The organism is Micromonospora sp. DT178, assembly GCF_049841695.1.
Lineage (GTDB): Bacteria > Actinomycetota > Actinomycetes > Mycobacteriales > Micromonosporaceae > Micromonospora.
On the sequence record NZ_JBNCKV010000006.1, the window covers coordinates 205,474 to 222,568 of the forward strand.

13 protein-coding genes and 1 pseudogene are annotated in these 17,095 nt (G+C 74.6%); 11 read left to right on the top strand and 3 right to left on the bottom strand.

Annotated elements, in window-relative coordinates:
* Nucleotides 1-3: 3 nt before the first annotated feature.
* From ACLQ22_RS13895 to ACLQ22_RS13905, 3 genes are read right to left on the bottom strand one after another with little or no spacing between them, the layout of a single operon-like run.
* Nucleotides 4-687 carry a TVP38/TMEM64 family protein gene (locus ACLQ22_RS13895; protein ID WP_425692619.1) on the bottom strand — a complete coding sequence of 228 codons (684 nt, stop codon included), beginning with the start codon at nt 685-687 and terminating at the stop codon, nt 4-6.
* Nucleotides 684-1,406, bottom strand: coding sequence for a type 1 glutamine amidotransferase (locus ACLQ22_RS13900; protein WP_425692620.1), 723 nt, complete (start codon nt 1,404-1,406; stop codon nt 684-686). Before ACLQ22_RS13900 ends, ACLQ22_RS13895 begins: the two co-directional genes overlap by 4 nt.
* Nucleotides 1,396-2,643: a MurT ligase domain-containing protein gene (locus ACLQ22_RS13905; RefSeq protein ID WP_121400920.1), complete on the bottom strand. Its 1,248-nt coding sequence runs from the start codon at nt 2,641-2,643 to the stop codon at nt 1,396-1,398. Before ACLQ22_RS13905 ends, ACLQ22_RS13900 begins: the two co-directional genes overlap by 11 nt.
* A gap of 355 nt (nt 2,644-2,998) precedes the next feature.
* Here ACLQ22_RS13905 and mraZ point away from each other — a divergent pair, with 355 nt between their 5' ends.
* The 11 genes and pseudogenes from mraZ to ACLQ22_RS13960 all read left to right on the top strand — a co-directional run bounded on the left by mraZ (nt 2,999) and on the right by ACLQ22_RS13960 (nt 17,000).
* Entirely contained in the window at nt 2,999-3,430 is a 432-nt protein-coding gene (gene mraZ, locus ACLQ22_RS13910) for a division/cell wall cluster transcriptional repressor MraZ (protein ID WP_121400551.1), read from the top strand.
* Nucleotides 3,431-3,635: 205 nt separating this feature from the next.
* Nucleotides 3,636-4,749, top strand: a pseudogene (rsmH, locus tag ACLQ22_RS13915) (16S rRNA (cytosine(1402)-N(4))-methyltransferase RsmH).
* Nucleotides 4,739-5,344, top strand: coding sequence for a septum formation initiator family protein (locus ACLQ22_RS13920; RefSeq protein WP_425692621.1), 606 nt, complete (start codon nt 4,739-4,741; stop codon nt 5,342-5,344). The pseudogene rsmH and the gene ACLQ22_RS13920 overlap by 11 nt, the downstream one beginning before the upstream one ends.
* Before the next feature lie 5 nt (nt 5,345-5,349).
* Complete coding sequence (locus ACLQ22_RS13925; protein ID WP_425692622.1) at nt 5,350-7,563, top strand: peptidoglycan D,D-transpeptidase FtsI family protein; 2,214 nt, start codon at nt 5,350-5,352, stop codon at nt 7,561-7,563.
* Between the two features lie 52 nt (nt 7,564-7,615).
* Nucleotides 7,616-9,178, top strand: a complete 1,563-nt coding sequence (locus tag ACLQ22_RS13930; RefSeq protein ID WP_425692623.1) for a UDP-N-acetylmuramoyl-L-alanyl-D-glutamate--2,6-diaminopimelate ligase — start codon at nt 7,616-7,618, stop codon at nt 9,176-9,178.
* Nucleotides 9,175-10,599, top strand: coding sequence for a UDP-N-acetylmuramoyl-tripeptide--D-alanyl-D-alanine ligase (locus ACLQ22_RS13935; RefSeq protein ID WP_425692624.1), 1,425 nt, complete (start codon nt 9,175-9,177; stop codon nt 10,597-10,599). Before ACLQ22_RS13930 ends, ACLQ22_RS13935 begins: the two co-directional genes overlap by 4 nt.
* The gene (gene mraY / locus ACLQ22_RS13940) at nt 10,596-11,723 is read left to right on the top strand and encodes a phospho-N-acetylmuramoyl-pentapeptide-transferase (RefSeq protein ID WP_121400556.1); all 1,128 of its coding nucleotides are present in this window, start codon (nt 10,596-10,598) and stop codon (nt 11,721-11,723) included. Before ACLQ22_RS13935 ends, mraY begins: the two co-directional genes overlap by 4 nt.
* A 307-nt stretch (nt 11,724-12,030) precedes the next feature.
* Nucleotides 12,031-13,443 carry an FtsW/RodA/SpoVE family cell cycle protein gene (locus ACLQ22_RS13945; RefSeq protein WP_425692776.1) on the top strand — a complete coding sequence of 471 codons (1,413 nt, stop codon included), beginning with the start codon at nt 12,031-12,033 and terminating at the stop codon, nt 13,441-13,443.
* On the top strand, nt 13,443-14,549 hold the full coding sequence (gene murG, locus ACLQ22_RS13950) for an undecaprenyldiphospho-muramoylpentapeptide beta-N-acetylglucosaminyltransferase (protein WP_425692625.1): 1,107 nt from the start codon (nt 13,443-13,445) through the stop codon (nt 14,547-14,549). Before ACLQ22_RS13945 ends, murG begins: the two co-directional genes overlap by 1 nt.
* An 85-nt stretch (nt 14,550-14,634) precedes the next feature.
* Entirely contained in the window at nt 14,635-16,188 is a 1,554-nt protein-coding gene (murC, locus tag ACLQ22_RS13955; RefSeq protein WP_425692626.1) for a UDP-N-acetylmuramate--L-alanine ligase, read from the top strand.
* Entirely contained in the window at nt 16,185-17,000 is an 816-nt protein-coding gene (locus ACLQ22_RS13960; RefSeq protein ID WP_425692627.1) for a cell division protein FtsQ/DivIB, read from the top strand. The genes murC and ACLQ22_RS13960 overlap by 4 nt, the downstream gene beginning before the upstream one ends.
* Nucleotides 17,001-17,095: the final 95 nt, after the last annotated feature.

Consider the following 17,095-nt stretch of genomic DNA (forward strand, 5'->3'; position numbering starts at 1 on the left):
GCCTCAGCTCGGCCCGAGCCGGCGCTGCCGCTCGGCGCGCCACCAGCGGCGGATCAGCACCACGCTGGCGACGAGGCCGAGCGCGGCCGGAGCGGCGCCGAACCAGTTGACGTCGCCCGGGGAGGTGACCGCCGCGCCCACCGCCGCGTAGCCGAACGCGGTCGGCGCGGAGGCGATCACGCTGCCGGCGAGGAACGGCAGCACCCGGGCGCCGGTGGTGCCGTAGCCGTAGCTGACCAGCCCGAAGCCGGCGATCGGCAGCAGCCGTACGGTGATCACGCCGAGGACGCTCTGCCGGGCGAACCAGCCGTCCAACCGGGCCAGTCGGCCGCGTGCCCGGTCGGCGACGAACTCCCGCCCGAGCAGGCGGCCGACCGTGAAGCCCAGCGCCGCGGCGAGCAGCGCGGCGCCCAGCGCGTACGCGGCGCCCTCCAGCGCACCGAAGATCGCCCCCGAGGCGAGCGTGATGAAGGTCCGGGGGACCAGCGCGACCAGCAGCAGCGCCCCGCCGAGGACCGCCGCCACGGGGGCGAGATCGCCCAGCCGGTCGGCCAGCCGGGGCAGCTGGTGCGCGTCGGGCAGGTCGACGACGAGCAGCACCGCTCCGAAGGTGACGAGCAGGAGCAGCAGCAGGGCGAACCGGACGGCCGACGGCTGCCGCAGCAGCCGCCGGACGGCGGGGATCATGCCCGGGCGGCGGCGGCCACCGCGGCGCGGCGCTCGGCGCGCAGCCGGTCCGACCAGGTGTCGTCCAGCGGCGGGAGCTGGTGCGCACCCGTGGCCCAGCGCAGCAGCAGGTCCGCGAGGGCGGGATTGCGGGCCAGGGCCGGGCCGTGCGAATACGTGCCGAGCAGCTTGCCCCGCCACGCCCCCTCGGTGGCGCCGTCGTTGCCGACCCCGGCGGTGACCCGGGCCAGCGGGGAGACCCCCGGGCCGAGGTGGGTGCGCCCGCCGTGGTTCTCGAACCCGGTCAGCGCCGGCACGCCCAGGCGCGGGTCGATCTCGCCGGCCAGTTCGCCGACGGCGCGGGTCGGCCCCCGGTCGGAGGAGAGGTCGAGCAGCTCCAGCCCGGCGCAGAGGGTGCCCTTGGCGAAGAAGGAGGTGCCGAGGAGCTGGTAGCCGGCGCAGACCCCGAACACGACCGAACCCTGGGCGACCGCCCGGTGCAGGCCGCCGTCGGCGAGCAGCCGTTGCGCGCCGAGCGCCTGCGGGCCGTCCTCACCGCCGCCGATGAGGTAGATGTCGGCGGTGGAGGGCAGGCGCTGGTCGGAGCGCACCTCCAGCACCTCCACCGGGAAGCCGCGCTGCCGCGCCCGGCGGGCGAGGATCAGGGCGTTGCCCCGGTCGCCGTAGGTGGAGAGCAGGTCGGGGTAGATCCAGACGATGCGCAGGCTCTCAGTTGACACGGTCCAACTCCGCTCGGATGTCCTGGAACGCGGTGTAGTTCGCGATGACCTCCAGGCGCCCCGGGGGCACCGACCGGACGGCGTCGGCGAATGTCCGCACATGCTGGAAGGGCACGTCGTTGACCTCCAGCCGGACCGCGAGGTCGTACGCGCGGTCGCCGGTGATCAGCACCTGCCGGCCCCGGAGCGGGGCGAAGTCGACGTCGAAGAGCCACGAGGTGTCCAGCCCGTCGGGGTCCCGGGCGTTGATGGAGAGCAGTGTCGGGGCGACGTCGGCCATGTCGAAGGCCTCCAGCCAGCTGGCCGGGTTCTTCGCCAGCAGCAGCCGGATGTTGCGCCCGTCCCGGTCGACCTGCGCGTAGCGGCCCGCCACGGAGGTGACGGTGCCGAGCTGGAGCACCGCGTCCACGGGCCGGACGCCGAACTCGGCGGCGACGGCCAGCGCGGTCGCGGCGTTGCCGACGTTGACCTTGCCGGGGAGCTGGAGCTTGACCTTGTGCCAGGCGCCCGTCGGGTCGAGCACGCCGTCGTCCTCCACCGTCCACTGCGGCTCGGGCCGGCGCAGCGGGCAGCCGCTGCACCACCACTGGTCGCCGGAGCGCTGGATGGTGGAGCCGCACTCGGGGCAGACCCAGGAGTCGTCGTGCCAGCGCTGCCCGGCGCTGAACCAGGTGACGTGCGGCGGGGCGATGCGGTGGTCGTGGTTGGGCGGCGGGGTGGCGGCCCACACCACCATCGGGTCGTCGGCGTTGGCGACGACGCGCACGTTGGTGTGCCGGACCAGCGCGGCGCGCCAGAGCTGCGCCATCATGGCGACCTCCTTGGCCCGGTCGAGCTGGTCGCGGGAGAGGTTGAGCAGCGCCACCACGTGCGGCTCGGTGGCGTCCAGCACCTGGGCGAGGTAGTGCTCGTCCACCTCCAGCACGGCGTAGGGCGTGCTGCCGGCCTTGGCGAGCGCCGAGGTGTGCCCGGTCGGCATGTTGGCGCCGAACGAGTTGGTGGCGACACGGCCGAGCACCCCGACCGCCGCCGCGGTGAGCCGCGTGGTGGTGGTCTTGCCGTTGGTGCCGGAGATCAGGGCGATGGCGCGCCCGGCCGACAGGTGGGCCAGCAGGTCCGGGTCGATCTTCAGGCCGATCCAGCCGCCGATCACGGAGCCGTCACCACGCCCCGCGGCCCGCGACAGCGCCGCGGCGGTCCGCGACACCGAGCTGGCCACCTTTGCCCGCAGGGGCATCTTCGCGTCCGTCACCCGAGCGAGGTTACCGGACCGGCGACCCCGCCAGATCGCCGCCGACGGCGAACCGTTCGGCCGGGGTGACCCGACGGGGTGGTCGGAACGCGCTCAGCCGGACGGAGTCGATCTATGTCGGAAAGCGGACCGGCCCGGCGGGCCCCGCGGCCCTCCACTCCGCTCCACCCCGGTTGACGTGCGGTTTTGCGCGCCGAAAGGCCGCGCCACGCGGGCGATTCTGGTTGCGGGTGGAGGGAAGTGGAGTAGAGTGGGGCGCAGTGGTGAGGCCGGGAGGGCCCACCGGCCCGGGGGGTCAGCGGCGCCGCGAACGCCGCTCAAGGGCGAGGGGGTTGGGCCGATGTTTCTCGGCACCCACACCCCACGCCTGGACGACAAAGGCCGGTTGATCCTCCCGGCGAAGTTCCGGGACGAGTTGGCGGGGGGTGTCGTGATCACCAAAGGGCAGGATCGTTGCCTCTACGCCTTCCCGATGCCCGAGTTCCAGCGGATCGCGGAGCAGTTGCGCGCGCAACCGATGACGAACAAGGCGGCCCGAGCCTACAGCCGGGTCTTCTTCGCCAGCGCGCACGACGAGGTGCCCGACAAGCAGGGCCGGGTGACGATCCCGGCCCACCTGCGGGCCTACGCCGCACTCGACCGGGATCTGGTCGTGATCGGCGCGAGCACCCGGGTGGAGATCTGGGACAAGGCTGCCTGGGAGACCTATCTCGCGGAGAGCGAAGACGACTTCGCCGACATCGAGGAGGGGGTGCTGCCCGGCGGTCTGTAGGGCGTGACGGCGCCCGACGTACTGCGAGATCTCCACCCGCTTTCGAGTTCCTGGCACCCCTTCCCCGGTGCCAGGCGCACGATCCGATCGGAGGGCCGCGGCCTCCGACGGGCGGGAGCGGATGGGGATCTGGCGGTACGACGGCACGGCGTCGTCCGACGACAGACGCGTGAAGGACGAAGGTTTCACACCAGTGGGGGTCGACATGGGGGAGCTACGCGGCACGCACGTGCCGGTGCTGCTCGAGCGGTGTCTCGAGTTGCTGGCCCCCGCGCTGGGCCGGGGCGGGCGGACGGTCCACGTCGACGCGACGCTGGGCCTGGCCGGGCACGCCGAGGCGGTGCTCGAGGCGCATCCGGAGACGGTGCTGATCGGGCTGGACCGGGACACCGAGGCGCTCGCCCACGCACGCGTCCGGCTGGCCCGCTTCGCCGACCGCGTCCACCTGGAGCACGCCGTCTACGACGAGCTGCCGGAGGTGCTCGGTCGGCTGGGCTACCCGGCGATCGACGGGATCCTGTTCGACCTGGGCGTCTCCTCCCTGCAACTCGACGCACCCGACCGCGGGTTCGCCTACGCGCAGGACGCTCCGCTGGACATGCGGATGGACCAGACCCGGGGGGTGACCGCCGAGGAGGTGGTCAACACGTACGCCCATCCGGACCTGGCCCGCGTGCTGCGGGTCTACGGCGAGGAGAAGTTCGCGGGCCGGATCGCCTCGGCGATCATCCGCGAGCGCGAGCGGAGCCGGATCACCTCGTCGGCGCGGCTGGCCGAACTGGTCAGGGAGTCCATTCCGGCACCCGCCCGACGAACCGGGGGACACCCGGCCAAGAGAACGTTTCAGGCTTTACGGATCGAGGTAAACAAGGAGCTGGCAGCGCTGGAGACGGCGCTGCCGGCCGCGCTCGACAAGCTCAACGTGGGCGGCCGCATGGTGGTCCTGTCCTACCACTCGCTGGAGGACCGGCTCACCAAGGCGGCGCTCAGCGACCGGGTCCGCAGCAAGGGCCCGATCGACCTCCCGGTCGAACTGCCCGGGTCCGGTCCGACGTTCCGGCTGCTCAGCCGGGGCGCCGAACTGCCCGGGGAGGCGGAGGTCGCCGCGAACCCGCGGGCCGCGTCCGTGCGGCTGCGGGCCGCGGAGCGACTCGACCCGGACGCGGCGCAGCAGGGGGGTACCGACCGCGAACGGTACCGCCGGCGGGTCAAGGCGATGCACCAACCAGGGGCGGGGTCCCCCGGATCCGACACGGATCCGACGGACCCCGGGGGACGGGACAGGGACGGACGAAGAGGGGGAGGGACATGACTATTGACAAGCGCGACCGCCGGGACATCGCCGGCGGCGGGCAGCGCGCACCGCGGTCGGGGGGCCGGACCGCGGCGGAGCGGGCCACGCGCATCGGGACCGGCACGCCGCGGGCGGACCGCGCGAACCGGCAGGGGGAGACTCGCGCCCGGGGGGCGCGCGAGTTCCCGACCCAGGGCAGCGCCGCGCTGCGGCCGGCCGAGCGGGACGGCGCCGTCACGGCGCGTCCGCCCCGGCTGCGGGTGGCGCCGCCGCCGCCGGTGAAGGTGCCGCGGGCGCCCTTCGCCGCCCTGGTCGTGGTGCTGGTGGTCGGCGGGGTGCTCGGCATCCTGCTGGTCAACACGAAGATCAACGAGAACGCCTTCCGGCTGGAGAAGCTCCAGGAGCAGCAGGCCAAGCTCGACGTGGAGCAGCAGCAGCTGAACAAGCAGATCGCCGACGCGGAGGCCCCGGGCAACCTGGAGGCCCGGGCCCGCAAGCTCGGTCTGGTGGAGGCGGGCGAGCCGGCCTACATCCGGCTGCCCGACGGCAAGGTCATCGGCGTGCCGCAGCCGGCCGGTGGCCAGCCCTCGATCACCAGCCAGCAGGGCGCGGGAGGCTGACGACCGTGCCGCCGAGATCGGAGGAACCGCGCCGGGACGCCACAGGCTCCCGGCGCGGTTCGTCGCGTAACGCCGGTGGCCGGGGCGGCGAGCCGCGCTCCGGCGAGCCGGGGGTCGGTGGCATCTCCGACGCCCGGGCGTACACCCCGCGCGGGCGCACCGTGCGCGAGCAGCGCGCCGGCGGTCGCGCCGAGCGGGACGCCGACGCCGGCCCCGCCGAGCAGCGCAGGACGCCGCGCAGCACCCGCTCGGGGGACCCGTTCCGCCCCGCCCTGCAGGTCCTCGACGGCGGGCGCGCGGGCGCCGGCCGGGCCGGCCGCCGGGAGGCGGCGGGCCGCTCCGGCGTCGTCCGCACCGTCACGCCGCGCACCCCGCGCCACGACGACGAGCCGCCGGCGCCGAGCCGCCGCACCGCGCCGCGCCCCGCGCGCCGGCCGGACCGTCCCGCCGCCCGGCGGCCGTCGCGCAAGCCGCCGAAGCCGCCCCGGCTGGCCGATCCCCGGCGTCGGCTGCGGCTGGGCACCGTGCTCACCCTGACGCTCTTCGCCGTCATCGGCATCCGGCTGGTCGTCCTCCAGGCCGTGGAGACTCCGGCGTACGCCGGCGGTGGCCTCGCCGACCGGCTGCGCACCGTCACCCTGCCGGCGGCGCGCGGCGCCATCTACGACCGGGACGGTGCCCCGCTGGCGCACAGCGTCGAGGCCCGCTACGTCTACGCCGACCCCACCCAGATCGAGGACCAGCAGGCCACCGCCAAGGCGCTGTCCCCGCTGCTCGGCATGCCGGCGTCGGAGCTGGCCGAGAAGATGAAGCCCCGCAAGCGGGTCAACGGCGTCGACTCGCAGTTCGAGTACCTCGCCCGGGGGGTGGACATCGACCGGGCCCGGCAGATCACCGCGCTGGAGCTGCCCGGCATCTACACCCACCGCGACGAGCGGCGCGAGGTGCCCGGCGGGGACCTCGCGGCCAACCTGCTCGGCTTCACCAGCCAGGACATGGTCGGGCTGGAAGGGCTGGAGGCCCGCTACGACGACGTGCTGCGCGGCAAGGACGGCAAGCGGGTCTACGAGGTCGGCCTCGGCGACCTGGCCGCCCCGATCCCCGGCGGCTACAGCGAGACGACGAAGGCCAAGCCGGGCAGCTCGCTCCAGCTCACCATCGACCGCGACCTGCAGTTCATGGTGCAGCGGATGCTCAGCCGGCACATGGCGCAGAGCAAGGGCAGCACCGGCGCCGCCGTGGTGATCGAGATCCCCTCCGGCGAGGTGCTGGCCCAGGCCAGCCACCCCACCTACAACGCGGCGAAGCCCGTGCCGAGCGACCCGACCGACCGGGAGGACGCGGCCACCAGCTTCGTGGTCGACCCCGGCTCGGTGCACAAGGCGATCACCTTCGGCGCCGCGCTCCAGGAACGGGTGATCACCCCGGACACGACGATGCCCGTCGCGAACGTGATCATGAAGGGCGACACCCCGTTCACCGACACCCACAAGGCGCACGGGAAGCGGATGAGCCTGCCCGGCATGATGGCGTACTCGTCGAACGTCGGCACCATCCAGATCGCCGACAAGCTCGGCCCGGAACGCCTCATCGACTACCAGAAGCGCTTCGGCCTCGGCGAGCCGACGCGGGTGGGCATGCCCGGCGAGGCCAGCGGGCGGCTGCTGCCGGCCGACGAGTGGAGCGGGTCGTCGGCCGGGTCGGTGCCGATCGGGCACAGCGTGGACGCCACGCCGCTGCAGATGGCCGCCGTCTACGCGACGATCGCCAACAACGGCACGTACGTGCAGCCGCGCCTGGTCAAGGAGGTGATCGGGCCGGACGGGAAGCGTACGCCGACCGACCCTCCGGTCACCCGGTCGGTGCTCAGCCCGGAGAACGCCGCCGCGCTGCGGCACATCCTGGAGGCGGTCACCACGGTCGAGGACGCGACCGGCAGGGCCGCGGCGATCCCCGAGTGGCGGGTCGCCGGCAAGACCGGCACCGGCTGGCGGCTGGTCGACGGGCGTAAGCAGCTCGGCGAGGTGGCCTCGTTCATCGGGATGGCCCCGGCCGAGAAGCCGCGCTACGTGATCGCGGTCTTCGCGCACACCCCCGCCGGCGGGGGCGGGGACATCGCGGCCCCCGCGTTCCGGGACATGATGCAGTTCACGCTGCGTCACTACGGGGTGCCGCCGAGTGGGGAGAAGGCCCCGAAGTTCACGGTCTATCCGCGTTGAGCGGCCACGCCGCGACATCATCGGTGAGTGCGGACGAACCACCGGGGCGGCAGTGCGGCCGGAACCGGACGACCGGGTAGGGTCTGACGCCGTGCCCGGCAATCCTCGTCCCCGTACTGTGATCGGTGTCCGGCTCGGCGACCTCGCCGCCCGGCTCGCCGTCGAGCCCCCGGAGGGCGCCGCCGAGCTGGTGGTGACCGGGGTGACCCACGCCAGCCAGGAGGTCCGCCCCGGCGACCTGTACGCGGCCCTGCCGGGCGCCCGCCGCCACGGGGCGGAGTTCGCCGCCGGCGCGGCGGCCGCCGGCGCGGTGGCCGTGCTGACCGATCCGGCCGGCGCCGCCGCGGCGGCCGAGGCGGGCCTGCCGGCGCTGGTGGTGTCCGACCCGCGCGCGGCGCTGGGCACCCTCGCCGCGGCCGTCTACGGCGACCCGACCGATCACCTGACGGTGATCGGGGTGACCGGCACGGCCGGCAAGACCTCGACGGCCTACCTGGTCGAGTCCGGCCTGCGCGCCGCCGGCCACACCACCGGCCTGATCGGCACCGTCGAGACCCGCCTCGGCGACCTGGCGATCGACAGCGTGCGCACCACCCCCGAGGCCACCGACCTGCACGCCATGCTGGCCGCCGCCCGCGAGCGCGGCGTCACCGCCGTGGTCATGGAGGTCTCCAGCCACGCCCTGGCGATGGGCCGGGTCGGCGGGGTCCGGTTCACGGTCGGCGGCTACACCAACTTCGGCTCCGACCACCTGGACTTCCACGCCGACACGGCGGACTACTTCGCCGCGAAGGCGCAACTGTTCGACGGGCGCTGCGCGGTCGAGGTGCTCAACCACGACGACCCGGCGCTGAAGTCGCTGTACGGCCCGGCGACGGTCACCTACTCGGCGGCCGGCGACCCGACCGCCACCTGGTGGGCCGACGGGATCGGCGGCGAGGGGTACGCGCAGCGGTTCACCGCGCACGGCCCGGACGGGCTGACCCTGCCGGCCGGCGTGGCGCTGCCGGGCCGGCACAACGTGGCCAACGCCCTGCTGGCCATCGCCGCGCTGGTCGCCGCCGGGGTGGACCCGCGGACCGCCGCCGCCGGGGTCGCCGCGTGCGGCGGGGTCCCCGGCCGGCTGGAGCTGGTGGACGCCCCCGGGCCGGTCCGGGGCGTGGTCGACTACGCGCACAAGGCGGACGCGATCGTCGCCGCGCTGGCGGCGCTGCGGGAGTACGGCGCCGGCCGGCTGATCTGCGTGATCGGTGCCGGCGGGGACCGGGACCGGGGCAAGCGGCCGGTGATGGGCGCCGCCGCGGCGGAGGGAGCCGACGTGGTGCTGGTGACCGACGACAATCCGCGCACCGAGGATCCGGCGGCGATCCGGGCCGAGGTGCTCGCCGGCGCCCGGGGGGCCGGCGCGGCGGCCCGCGTCGAGGAGGTGGCCGACCGCCGGACGGCGATCGACGCGGCGGTCCGGCTGGCCGAGCCGGGCGACGTGGTCGCGGTGCTCGGCAAGGGCCACGAACGCGGGCAGGAGATCGGTGGCGAGGTGCTCCCGTTCGACGACCGCACCGAGCTGGCCGACGCGCTGCGGGCGCGCTTCGCCGACCCGGCGGGTCAGCGGTGATCCCGCTCAGCCTGGCCGAGGTCGCCTCGGCGGTCGACGGGCGGCTGGCCGGCGCCGACCCGCAGGCCCGGGTCACCGGTCCGGTCGAGTTCGACTCGCGCAAGGTGCGCCCGGGTGCGCTCTTCGTCGCCTTCCCGGGCGAGAAGGTGGACGGGCACGACTACGCCGCCGGTGCGGTGGCGGCCGGCGCGGTGGCTGTGCTCGGCACCCGCGCGGTGCCCGGCGTGCCGATGGTGCTGGTCGACGACGCGCTGGCCGCGATGGGCCGGCTGGCCCGCGCGGTGGTCGACCGGCTGCCCGGGCTCACCGTCGTCGGGTTGACCGGCTCGTCGGGCAAGACCACCACCAAGGACCTGATCGCGCAGCTCACCGCGCGGCTCGGCCCGACCGTCGCCCCGCCCGGGTCGTTCAACAACGAGCTGGGGCACCCGTACACGGCGTTGCAGGCCGGGCCCGAGACCCGCTACCTGGTGATGGAGAAGGGCGCCCGGGGGGTGGGGCACGTGCGCTACCTCTGCGACGTGGTGCCGCCCCGGATCTCCGTGGTGCTCAACGTCGGGGTGGCGCACATCGGCGAGTTCGGCTCGGTGGAGACGATCGCGCTGGCGAAGGGCGAGCTGGTCGAGGCGTTGCCCGCCGACGGCCTGGCCGTGCTGAACGCCGACGACCCGCTGGTCGACGCGATGGCCTCGCGTACGGTCGCCCGGGTGGTCCGCTACGGCGAGGCGGCGCACGCCGACGTGCGGGCCGAGGACGTGACGCTGGACGACCGGGGACGGCCCGCGTACACCCTCGTCACCCCGGAGGGGACCGCGCCGGTGCGGCTCGGGCTGACCGGCCGGCACCAGGTGTCCAACTCGCTCGCCGCCGCCGCGGTGGCCCGCGAGCTGGGCATGCCGCTGGCCGAACTGGCCACCGCGCTGGGCGCCCTGGGGCTGGTCTCCACCCGTCGGATGGACGTCTTCGAACGCGCCGACGGGGTGACCGTGATCGACGACTCGTACAACGCCAACCCCGCCTCGATGGCGGTCGCGCTGCGCGCGCTGACCGGCATCGGGCGGGAGCGGCGCACCGTCGCGGTGCTCGGCTACATGGCCGAGCTTGGCCCCTTCGAACGCGACGGGCACGCCGAGGTCGGCCGGCTCGCGGCCGAACTGGGCGTCGACCGGCTGCTCGTGGTGGGCGAGCCGGCCGCGCCGATCCACGAAGGCGCGACATCGGTAGGTGACTGGGGAGGAGAGTCGGTGCTGCTCACCGATCAGGCGGCGGCCGTCGAGGTGCTGCGGAGCGAACTACGGCCGGGCGACGTCGTCCTGGTGAAGGGCTCCCGGTACCGCACCTGGGAGGTGGCCGACGCGCTGCGCGCGGAGGCCGCCGGTGGCGGGGCGAACGGGCAGGCGACGGGGGGCGGCGCCGCATGAGGGCGGTCATCGTCGCCATCGGGGTGGCCTTCCTGGTCTCGCTGTTCTGCACCCCGATCGCGATCAAGGTGTTCGCCCGGCTGAAGGCCGGCCAGCCGATCCGATCAAACCTCGGGCTCGCCAGCAACGAGGGCAAGAAGGGCACGCCGACGATGGGCGGCGTGGTGTTCATCCTCGCCACGGTCATCGCGTACGTGGCCGGTCACCTGGCCCTGACGACCCTGCCGGACGCGCAGATCGCCCAGGTCGAGCCGACCATCACCGCCCTGGTGCTGCTGGGGCTGATGGTCTTCTCCGGCGCGGTCGGCTTCATCGACGACTTCCTCAAGGTGCGCAAGCGGCACAGCGGCGGTCTCAACAAGCGCGGCAAGCTGCTCGGGCAGATCCTGGTCGGCGCGGTCTTCGGCGTCGTGGCGCTCTACTTCCCGAGCACCATGACCGACGCCTCGGGGGCCGAGACCAACACCGAGACCGTGGGCAGCACGACGCTCAGCTTCATCCGGGACATCCCGGCGCTGGACGTCACCAAGATCGGTGCGGTGGTCATCTTCATCTTCGTGGTGATGGCGGCCACCAACGGCGTCAACCTCACCGACGGCCTCGACGGCCTGGCCACCGGCGCCTCGGTGATGGTCCTCGCGGCGTACGCGCTGATCGCCTTCTGGCAGTACCGGCACTGGTGCGCCGACCCGAACTACACCCAGGACTACTGCTACGCCGTCCGGGACCCGCTGGAGATCGCGCTGATCGCCGGCGCGGCGGCCGGGGCCTGCGTCGGCTTCCTGTGGTGGAACACCTCACCGGCGCGGATCTTCATGGGCGACACCGGCGCGCTGGGCCTCGGCGGCCTCATCGCCGGCATGGCGATGTCCACCCGGACGATCCTGCTGCTGCCGATCATCGGTGGCCTCTTCGTGATCATCACGATGTCCGTGGTGATCCAGATCATCTCGTTCCGTACCACCGGCAAGCGGGTGTTCCGGATGTCGCCGTTGCAGCACCACTTCGAGCTCGCCGGGTGGAGCGAGGTCAACATCGTGGTCCGGTTCTGGATCATCGCCGGCATCGGCGTGGCCATCGCGCTGGGCCTGTTCTACAGCGAGTTCCTCGCCAACATGACCTGAGCCCGCCGGCCGTTCCCGCCGCGGGGCCCGGGCGCGTGTCGCCCGGGCCCCGCGGCGCGTCGGGCCGCCGGGACGCTCCGCGCGCCCGGCGCAAGCCCGACACGCCGACCGGGCGGTTGCGCCGGTGGCGACCCCGGGGAACCGCCATGATGGTCGGGTGGGGGAGGGACGAGGCAACGAGGTCACGGCGGAGGGCACGTCCGGGCGGTCGGCGGGAGGCAGGCGTACGCGCGACGCGCCCGCCGCGACGCGGGGGCCGGACGATCCCGGTCCCCAGGTGCCGCGCGGGCTGGACCCGGTGGGCGGGCTGGCCGCGCTGCGCGGGCTGCTGGACCGGCCGCTGGCCTCCTACTACCTGCTGCTGTCCAGCGCCGGCCTGCTGCTGCTGATCGGCCTGACCATGGTCTTCTCCGCGACCAGCGTCCGGGACTACGCGGAGAACGGCAACGCCTCGACGTCCCTGGTCAAGCAGGCGATCTTCGCGGTGATCGGCATCGTCGCGTTCTGGGCGTGCCAGCGGCTGCCGGCGACGACCTACCGGACGCTGGGCCGGCCGCTGCTGTTCACCGCCATCGGCCTGCTGCTGCTGCTCAACCTGCTGCTCGCGTACGCCCGGCTGACGAACCAGGAGTCCGCCCGGATCGGCCCGCTCGAGGCCCGGCTGCTCTGGCTCTTCGTCGGCGGCATCCAGGTGCAGCCCTCCGAGTTCGCGAAGTTCGCCCTGGTGCTCTGGGGGGCCCACGTGATCGCCCGCAAGGGCGCCGCGCTGGGCTGGTGGCGGGAGCTGGCGACCCCGCTCTTCCCGGTGGTGGGCCTGCTCTTCGTCCTCGTCGGCTACAACGACCTGGGCACGATGCTCTGCCTGCTGGCCCTGGTGGTGGGGCTGCTCTGGGCGGCCGGGGTGCGGATGCGGGTCTTCGCCGCGCTCTCCGCGGTGGGGCTGCTCGGCATCGGCGTGCTGGTCGCGGTGGCCTCGCTCGGCGCCGGCTCCGGCGAGACGGGCGAGAAGAACTACCGGCTGGCCCGGCTGACCGCCTTCATCAACCCGCCGCCGCCGGACCTGTGCAAGCTGGAGGACTGCTACCAGATCGCCCAGGCCCGGTACGCGATCGAGAACGGCGGGTGGTTCGGCGTCGGCCTCGGCAAGAGCATCGCCAAGTGGCAGTGGCTGCCGGCGGCGGAGAACGACTTCATCTTCGCCGTGGTCGCCGAGGAGCTGGGCGTCGTCGGGTGCGTCGTGGTGGTGGCGCTCTTCGCCGTGCTGGCGTACACCGGGCTGCGGATCGCCCGCCGGGTCGAGGACCCGTTCCGCCGGCTCGCCGCCGCGGCGGCGACCACCTGGCTGGTCGGCCAGGCGGTGATCAACATCGGCGGGGTGGTCGGCCTGCTGCCGCTGACCGGTGTGCCGCTGCCGTTCATCTCCGACGGCGGGAGCGCACTGGTCGTCACCCTCGCCGCCATCGGGATGCTCGCCTCCTTCGCCCGTGCCGAACCTGACGCCGCCAGAGCGCTGCATGCCCGTCCGCCGGCCCGATGGGTCCGACTACTCTGGGCCCCGTTGCCGCCGCTTCCCGGGCGGCGCCGCCGTCCGGCGGCGCCCCCGGCTGCCCGAGGGTCCGTACCCCGGTCGCGGGAGCGGCGGCCGGACGATGTGGCCGCACCGCGCGGCGTCCGGCTGGCCCGGACGCGCCGCGGGTCGGCGGACGAGAGGAGACGTTGATGGGTCCGCTGCGTTCGGTGGTGCTCGCGGGAGGTGGCACCGGGGGGCACATCTACCCGTTGCTCGCCTTCGCCGACTGCCTGCGCCGACACGACCCCGGCGTCCGGATCACCTGCCTGGGCACACCGAGGGGCCTGGAGAACGAACTGATCCCGCCCCAGGGCTACGACCTGCGCCAGATCCCGGCCTACCAGCTGCCCCGGTCGGTGAACATGAACCTGGTCAAGACCCCCGGCCGGATGTGGACCGCGGCCCGCGCGGCGGGCAAGGTCATCGACGAGGTGCGCGCCGACGTGGTGGTCGGCTTCGGTGGGTACGTCTCCGTGCCCGCCTACCTCGCCGCCTGGCGCCGCGAGCTGCCGATCGTGATCCACGAGGTGAACGTGCCGCCGGGGGTGGCCAACCGGCTGGGGATGCGGTTCACCAACCACGTGGCGGTCGGCTTCCCGCACCAGCCCGCCCAGGCCGAGGCCCTGCGCGACGCCCGGGTCGTCGGCGTGCCGCTGCGCCGGGGCATCGCCGGGCTGGACCGGTTCGCCATGCGCAACGCGGCCCGGGCCCACTTCGGACTCCGCCCCGACCTGCCGGTGCTCTTCGTCGCCGGTGGCTCGCAGGGCGCCCGTTCGATCAACCTCGCCGTCGCCGGCGCGGCCAAGGAACTCGCCCGCAACGGGGTGCAGGTGCTGCACGTGATCGGCGCCCGCAACGAGCCGGTGCCCGTGCCGACCGACCTGCCGGTGCCGTACGTGACGCTGCCGTACCTGTCCGAGATGGAGGCCGGCTACGCCGCGGCGGACCTGATGCTCGGCCGGGGCGGGGCGATGACCTGCGCGGAGGTGGCCGCCATCGGGCTGCCCACCATCTACGTGCCGTACCCGCACAGCAACCAGGAGCAGAAGCGCAACGCGCTGCCCGTGGTGGAGGCCGGCGGCGGGCTGCTCGTCGACGACGCCGAGCTGACCCCCGACTGGGTCGAGCGGACGGTCATCCCGCTGATCCGCGACCCGCACCGGCTGCACGCGATGGGCGCCGCCGCCGCCGCGTACGGCCGCCGCGACGGCGACGAGGCGCTGCTCAACTTCGTCTACGAGGCGGTGGCCAAGTGAGCGCGAGGAGTGAGCTTGCGAGCCCCGCAGCCGCGAACGACGGTGGCCCCGTGACTGGGCGCACCGCGACGGGAAGGTACTCGGCATGAACACCGCACAGTTCACCCCGGCCGGCACGCTCACCGCCGAGGACCTGGGCACGATCCACCTGATCGGGGTCGGCGGGGTCGGCATGAGCGGGCTGGCCCGGCTCTTCCTCACCCGGGGCATCCGCGTCTCGGGCAGCGAGCTGCGGGAGTGGCCCAGCCTGGCCGGCATGCGCGCCCTCGGCGGCACGATCCACATGAGCCACGAGGCGTCCAACCTCGACGGCGTCGACACGGTCGTCTACTCCTCGGCGATCCCGCAGGACCACCTGGAGATGGTGGAGGCACGCCGGCGCGGCCTGCGCGTGCTGCACCGCTCCGAGGCGCTGGCCGCCGCGATGACGGGCCGCCGGACGGTGGCGGTCGCGGGCACCCACGGCAAGACCACCACCACCTCGATGGTCACCATGGTGCTCCAGCAGGCCGGGCAGGACCCGTCCTTCGTCATCGGCGGGGAGATCTCCGAGGTCGGCTCGGGCGCCCACCACGGCACGGGCGAGCACTTCGTGGTCGAGGCGGACGAGAGCGACCGCTCCTTCCTGATCTACCGGCCGTACGTGTCGATCATCACCAACGTCGAGGCCGACCACCTGAACACCTACGGTGACCTCGCCACGCTGGAGGCGGCCTTCGCCGAGTTCGCCCGGCTCACCGACCCGGACGGCTTCATCATCACCTGCGCCGACGACCCGGGCGGGCGGCGGCTGGCCGAGACGCTGCGCGCGGAGGGCCGTCGGGTGCACACCTACGGCGAGGCGGCCGACGCCGACCTGCGGCTGACCGACATCGCCTCGTCGGCCCGGGGGGTGCGCTACCTGGCGAGCATCGACGGGCGGTCGCTCGGCGAGTTCCGGCTGCCGGTGCCCGGGCGGCACATGGGGCTCAACAGCGCCTCGGCCGTGCTGACCGCGTACCTGCTGGGCCTGCCGTTGGAGGCGGCGGAGGGCGCGCTCGCGGCGTTCCCCGGCGTGCGGCGGCGTTTCGAGCGCAAGGGCCTCGCGGACGACGTGCTGGTCTACGACGAGTACGCCTACCACCCGACCTCGATGACGCTGGCGTTGCGGACGCTGCGCGAGGTGGCCGGGGACGGCCGGGTGATCGTGGTCTTCCAGCCCTACCGGCTCTACCGCACCCGCGACCTCCAGGCGGAGATCGCCGAGTCGCTGGCCATCGCCGACGAGCTGGTGCTGCTGGAGGTCTTCGGCCCGGGCGAGCTGCGCGAGCCGGGGGAGGGGTCGGCGGCGCTGATCGAGGCGGTGCCGTTGCCGGCGGAGCGGAAGGTCTTCGTGGACTCGTGGGAGGCCGCGCCGGTGGAGGTGGCCCGGCGGGCCCGCCCCGGCGACGTCGTGGTGACCATGGGCGCCCCACCGATCTCGCTGATGGGGGACCAGCTGCTGGCCGCGCTCTCGGCGCGTACGGCCGATCTGGCGGCGCCGGCGGGCACGACGCCCGGCGGCGACGCGGGCGGGACGACGACCATCGGCGGCACCGTCCCCGGCGTCGGCGGTGCCGGCGGCGCGGTCCCGGACGGCGCGGCGCCCGCGGCCGGATGAGTCCCGGTCCGGCGCGGGGGCGCACCACCGGCGCGGACGGCGGCGGCCGGCGCGGGCCGGAGCGCCGGTGGCAGCTGGTCCGCGCCGGCAGCGACGCGGTCCCCGCCTCGACCCGCCGGTTCATGGCCCGGGCCCGGCAGCGTCGGATGCGCGCGGCGCTGCCGTGGGCGGTCGCCGCGGGCGTGCTCGCGGTGGCCGGGCTGGTCGCCTGGACCCTGCTCGGCACCGGCCTGTTCGGGGTGCGCGAGGTCCGCGTCGAGGGCGCCGTGCTCGTCACGACGGTGCAGGTCCGCGACGCGGCCGCGGTGCCCGACGGCGCCCCGCTGGCCCGGGTGGACCTGGCCGCCACCGCGCGGCGGGTCGGCGGGTTGCCGGCGGTCCAGCGGGCGGTGGTGACCCGGGACTGGCCGGACACGCTGGTGGTCCGGGTGACCGAGCGCACCGGCGCGGCGGCGGTGCCGCGCGGGGAACAGTTCGTGGTGATCGACGGCGCGGGCGTGGTCTTCCGGACCGTGCCACGGCCACCGGACGGCCTGCCGGTGGTCCGGCTCGCCGAGCCGGGCCCGGACGACGGGTCGACCCGGGCGGCGCTGGAGGTGCTCGGCGCGCTCACCCCGCAGCTGCGCGCCGAGCTGGTGGACGTGACCGTCGAGGGGCTGGCCCGGATCACGTTGCGGCTGCGCGGCGACCGGGTGGTGGTCTGGGGGGACGCGACCCGGGGCGCGGACAAGGCCCGGGTAGCCAGCGCCCTGCTCGACCGGAAGGCCAACACCATCGACGTCAGCGCCCCGGACGTGGTGACCCTGCGGTGACCGGTGGCTCCGCCCGCGACGTGACCCGTCCCGCTCCGGCGGCGACACGCCGAGCGGGTCCTTGGCTCATCGCGTGAGGGCGCTTACGTTGCCCC

Coding starts and splice junctions, on each gene's coding strand:
- ACLQ22_RS13895 (WP_425692619.1), bottom strand. CDS start 687: ATGATCCCCGCCGTCCGGCGGCTGCTGCGGCAGCCGTCGGCCGTCCGG.
- ACLQ22_RS13905 (WP_121400920.1), bottom strand. CDS start 2,643: ATGCCCCTGCGGGCAAAGGTGGCCAGCTCGGTGTCGCGGACCGCCGCG.
- mraZ (WP_121400551.1), top strand. CDS start 2,999: ATGTTTCTCGGCACCCACACCCCACGCCTGGACGACAAAGGCCGGTTG.
- ACLQ22_RS13920 (WP_425692621.1), top strand. CDS start 4,739: ATGACTATTGACAAGCGCGACCGCCGGGACATCGCCGGCGGCGGGCAG.
- mraY (WP_121400556.1), top strand. CDS start 10,596: ATGAGGGCGGTCATCGTCGCCATCGGGGTGGCCTTCCTGGTCTCGCTG.
- murG (WP_425692625.1), top strand. CDS start 13,443: ATGGGTCCGCTGCGTTCGGTGGTGCTCGCGGGAGGTGGCACCGGGGGG.
- murC (WP_425692626.1), top strand. CDS start 14,635: ATGAACACCGCACAGTTCACCCCGGCCGGCACGCTCACCGCCGAGGAC.
- ACLQ22_RS13960 (WP_425692627.1), top strand. CDS start 16,185: ATGAGTCCCGGTCCGGCGCGGGGGCGCACCACCGGCGCGGACGGCGGC.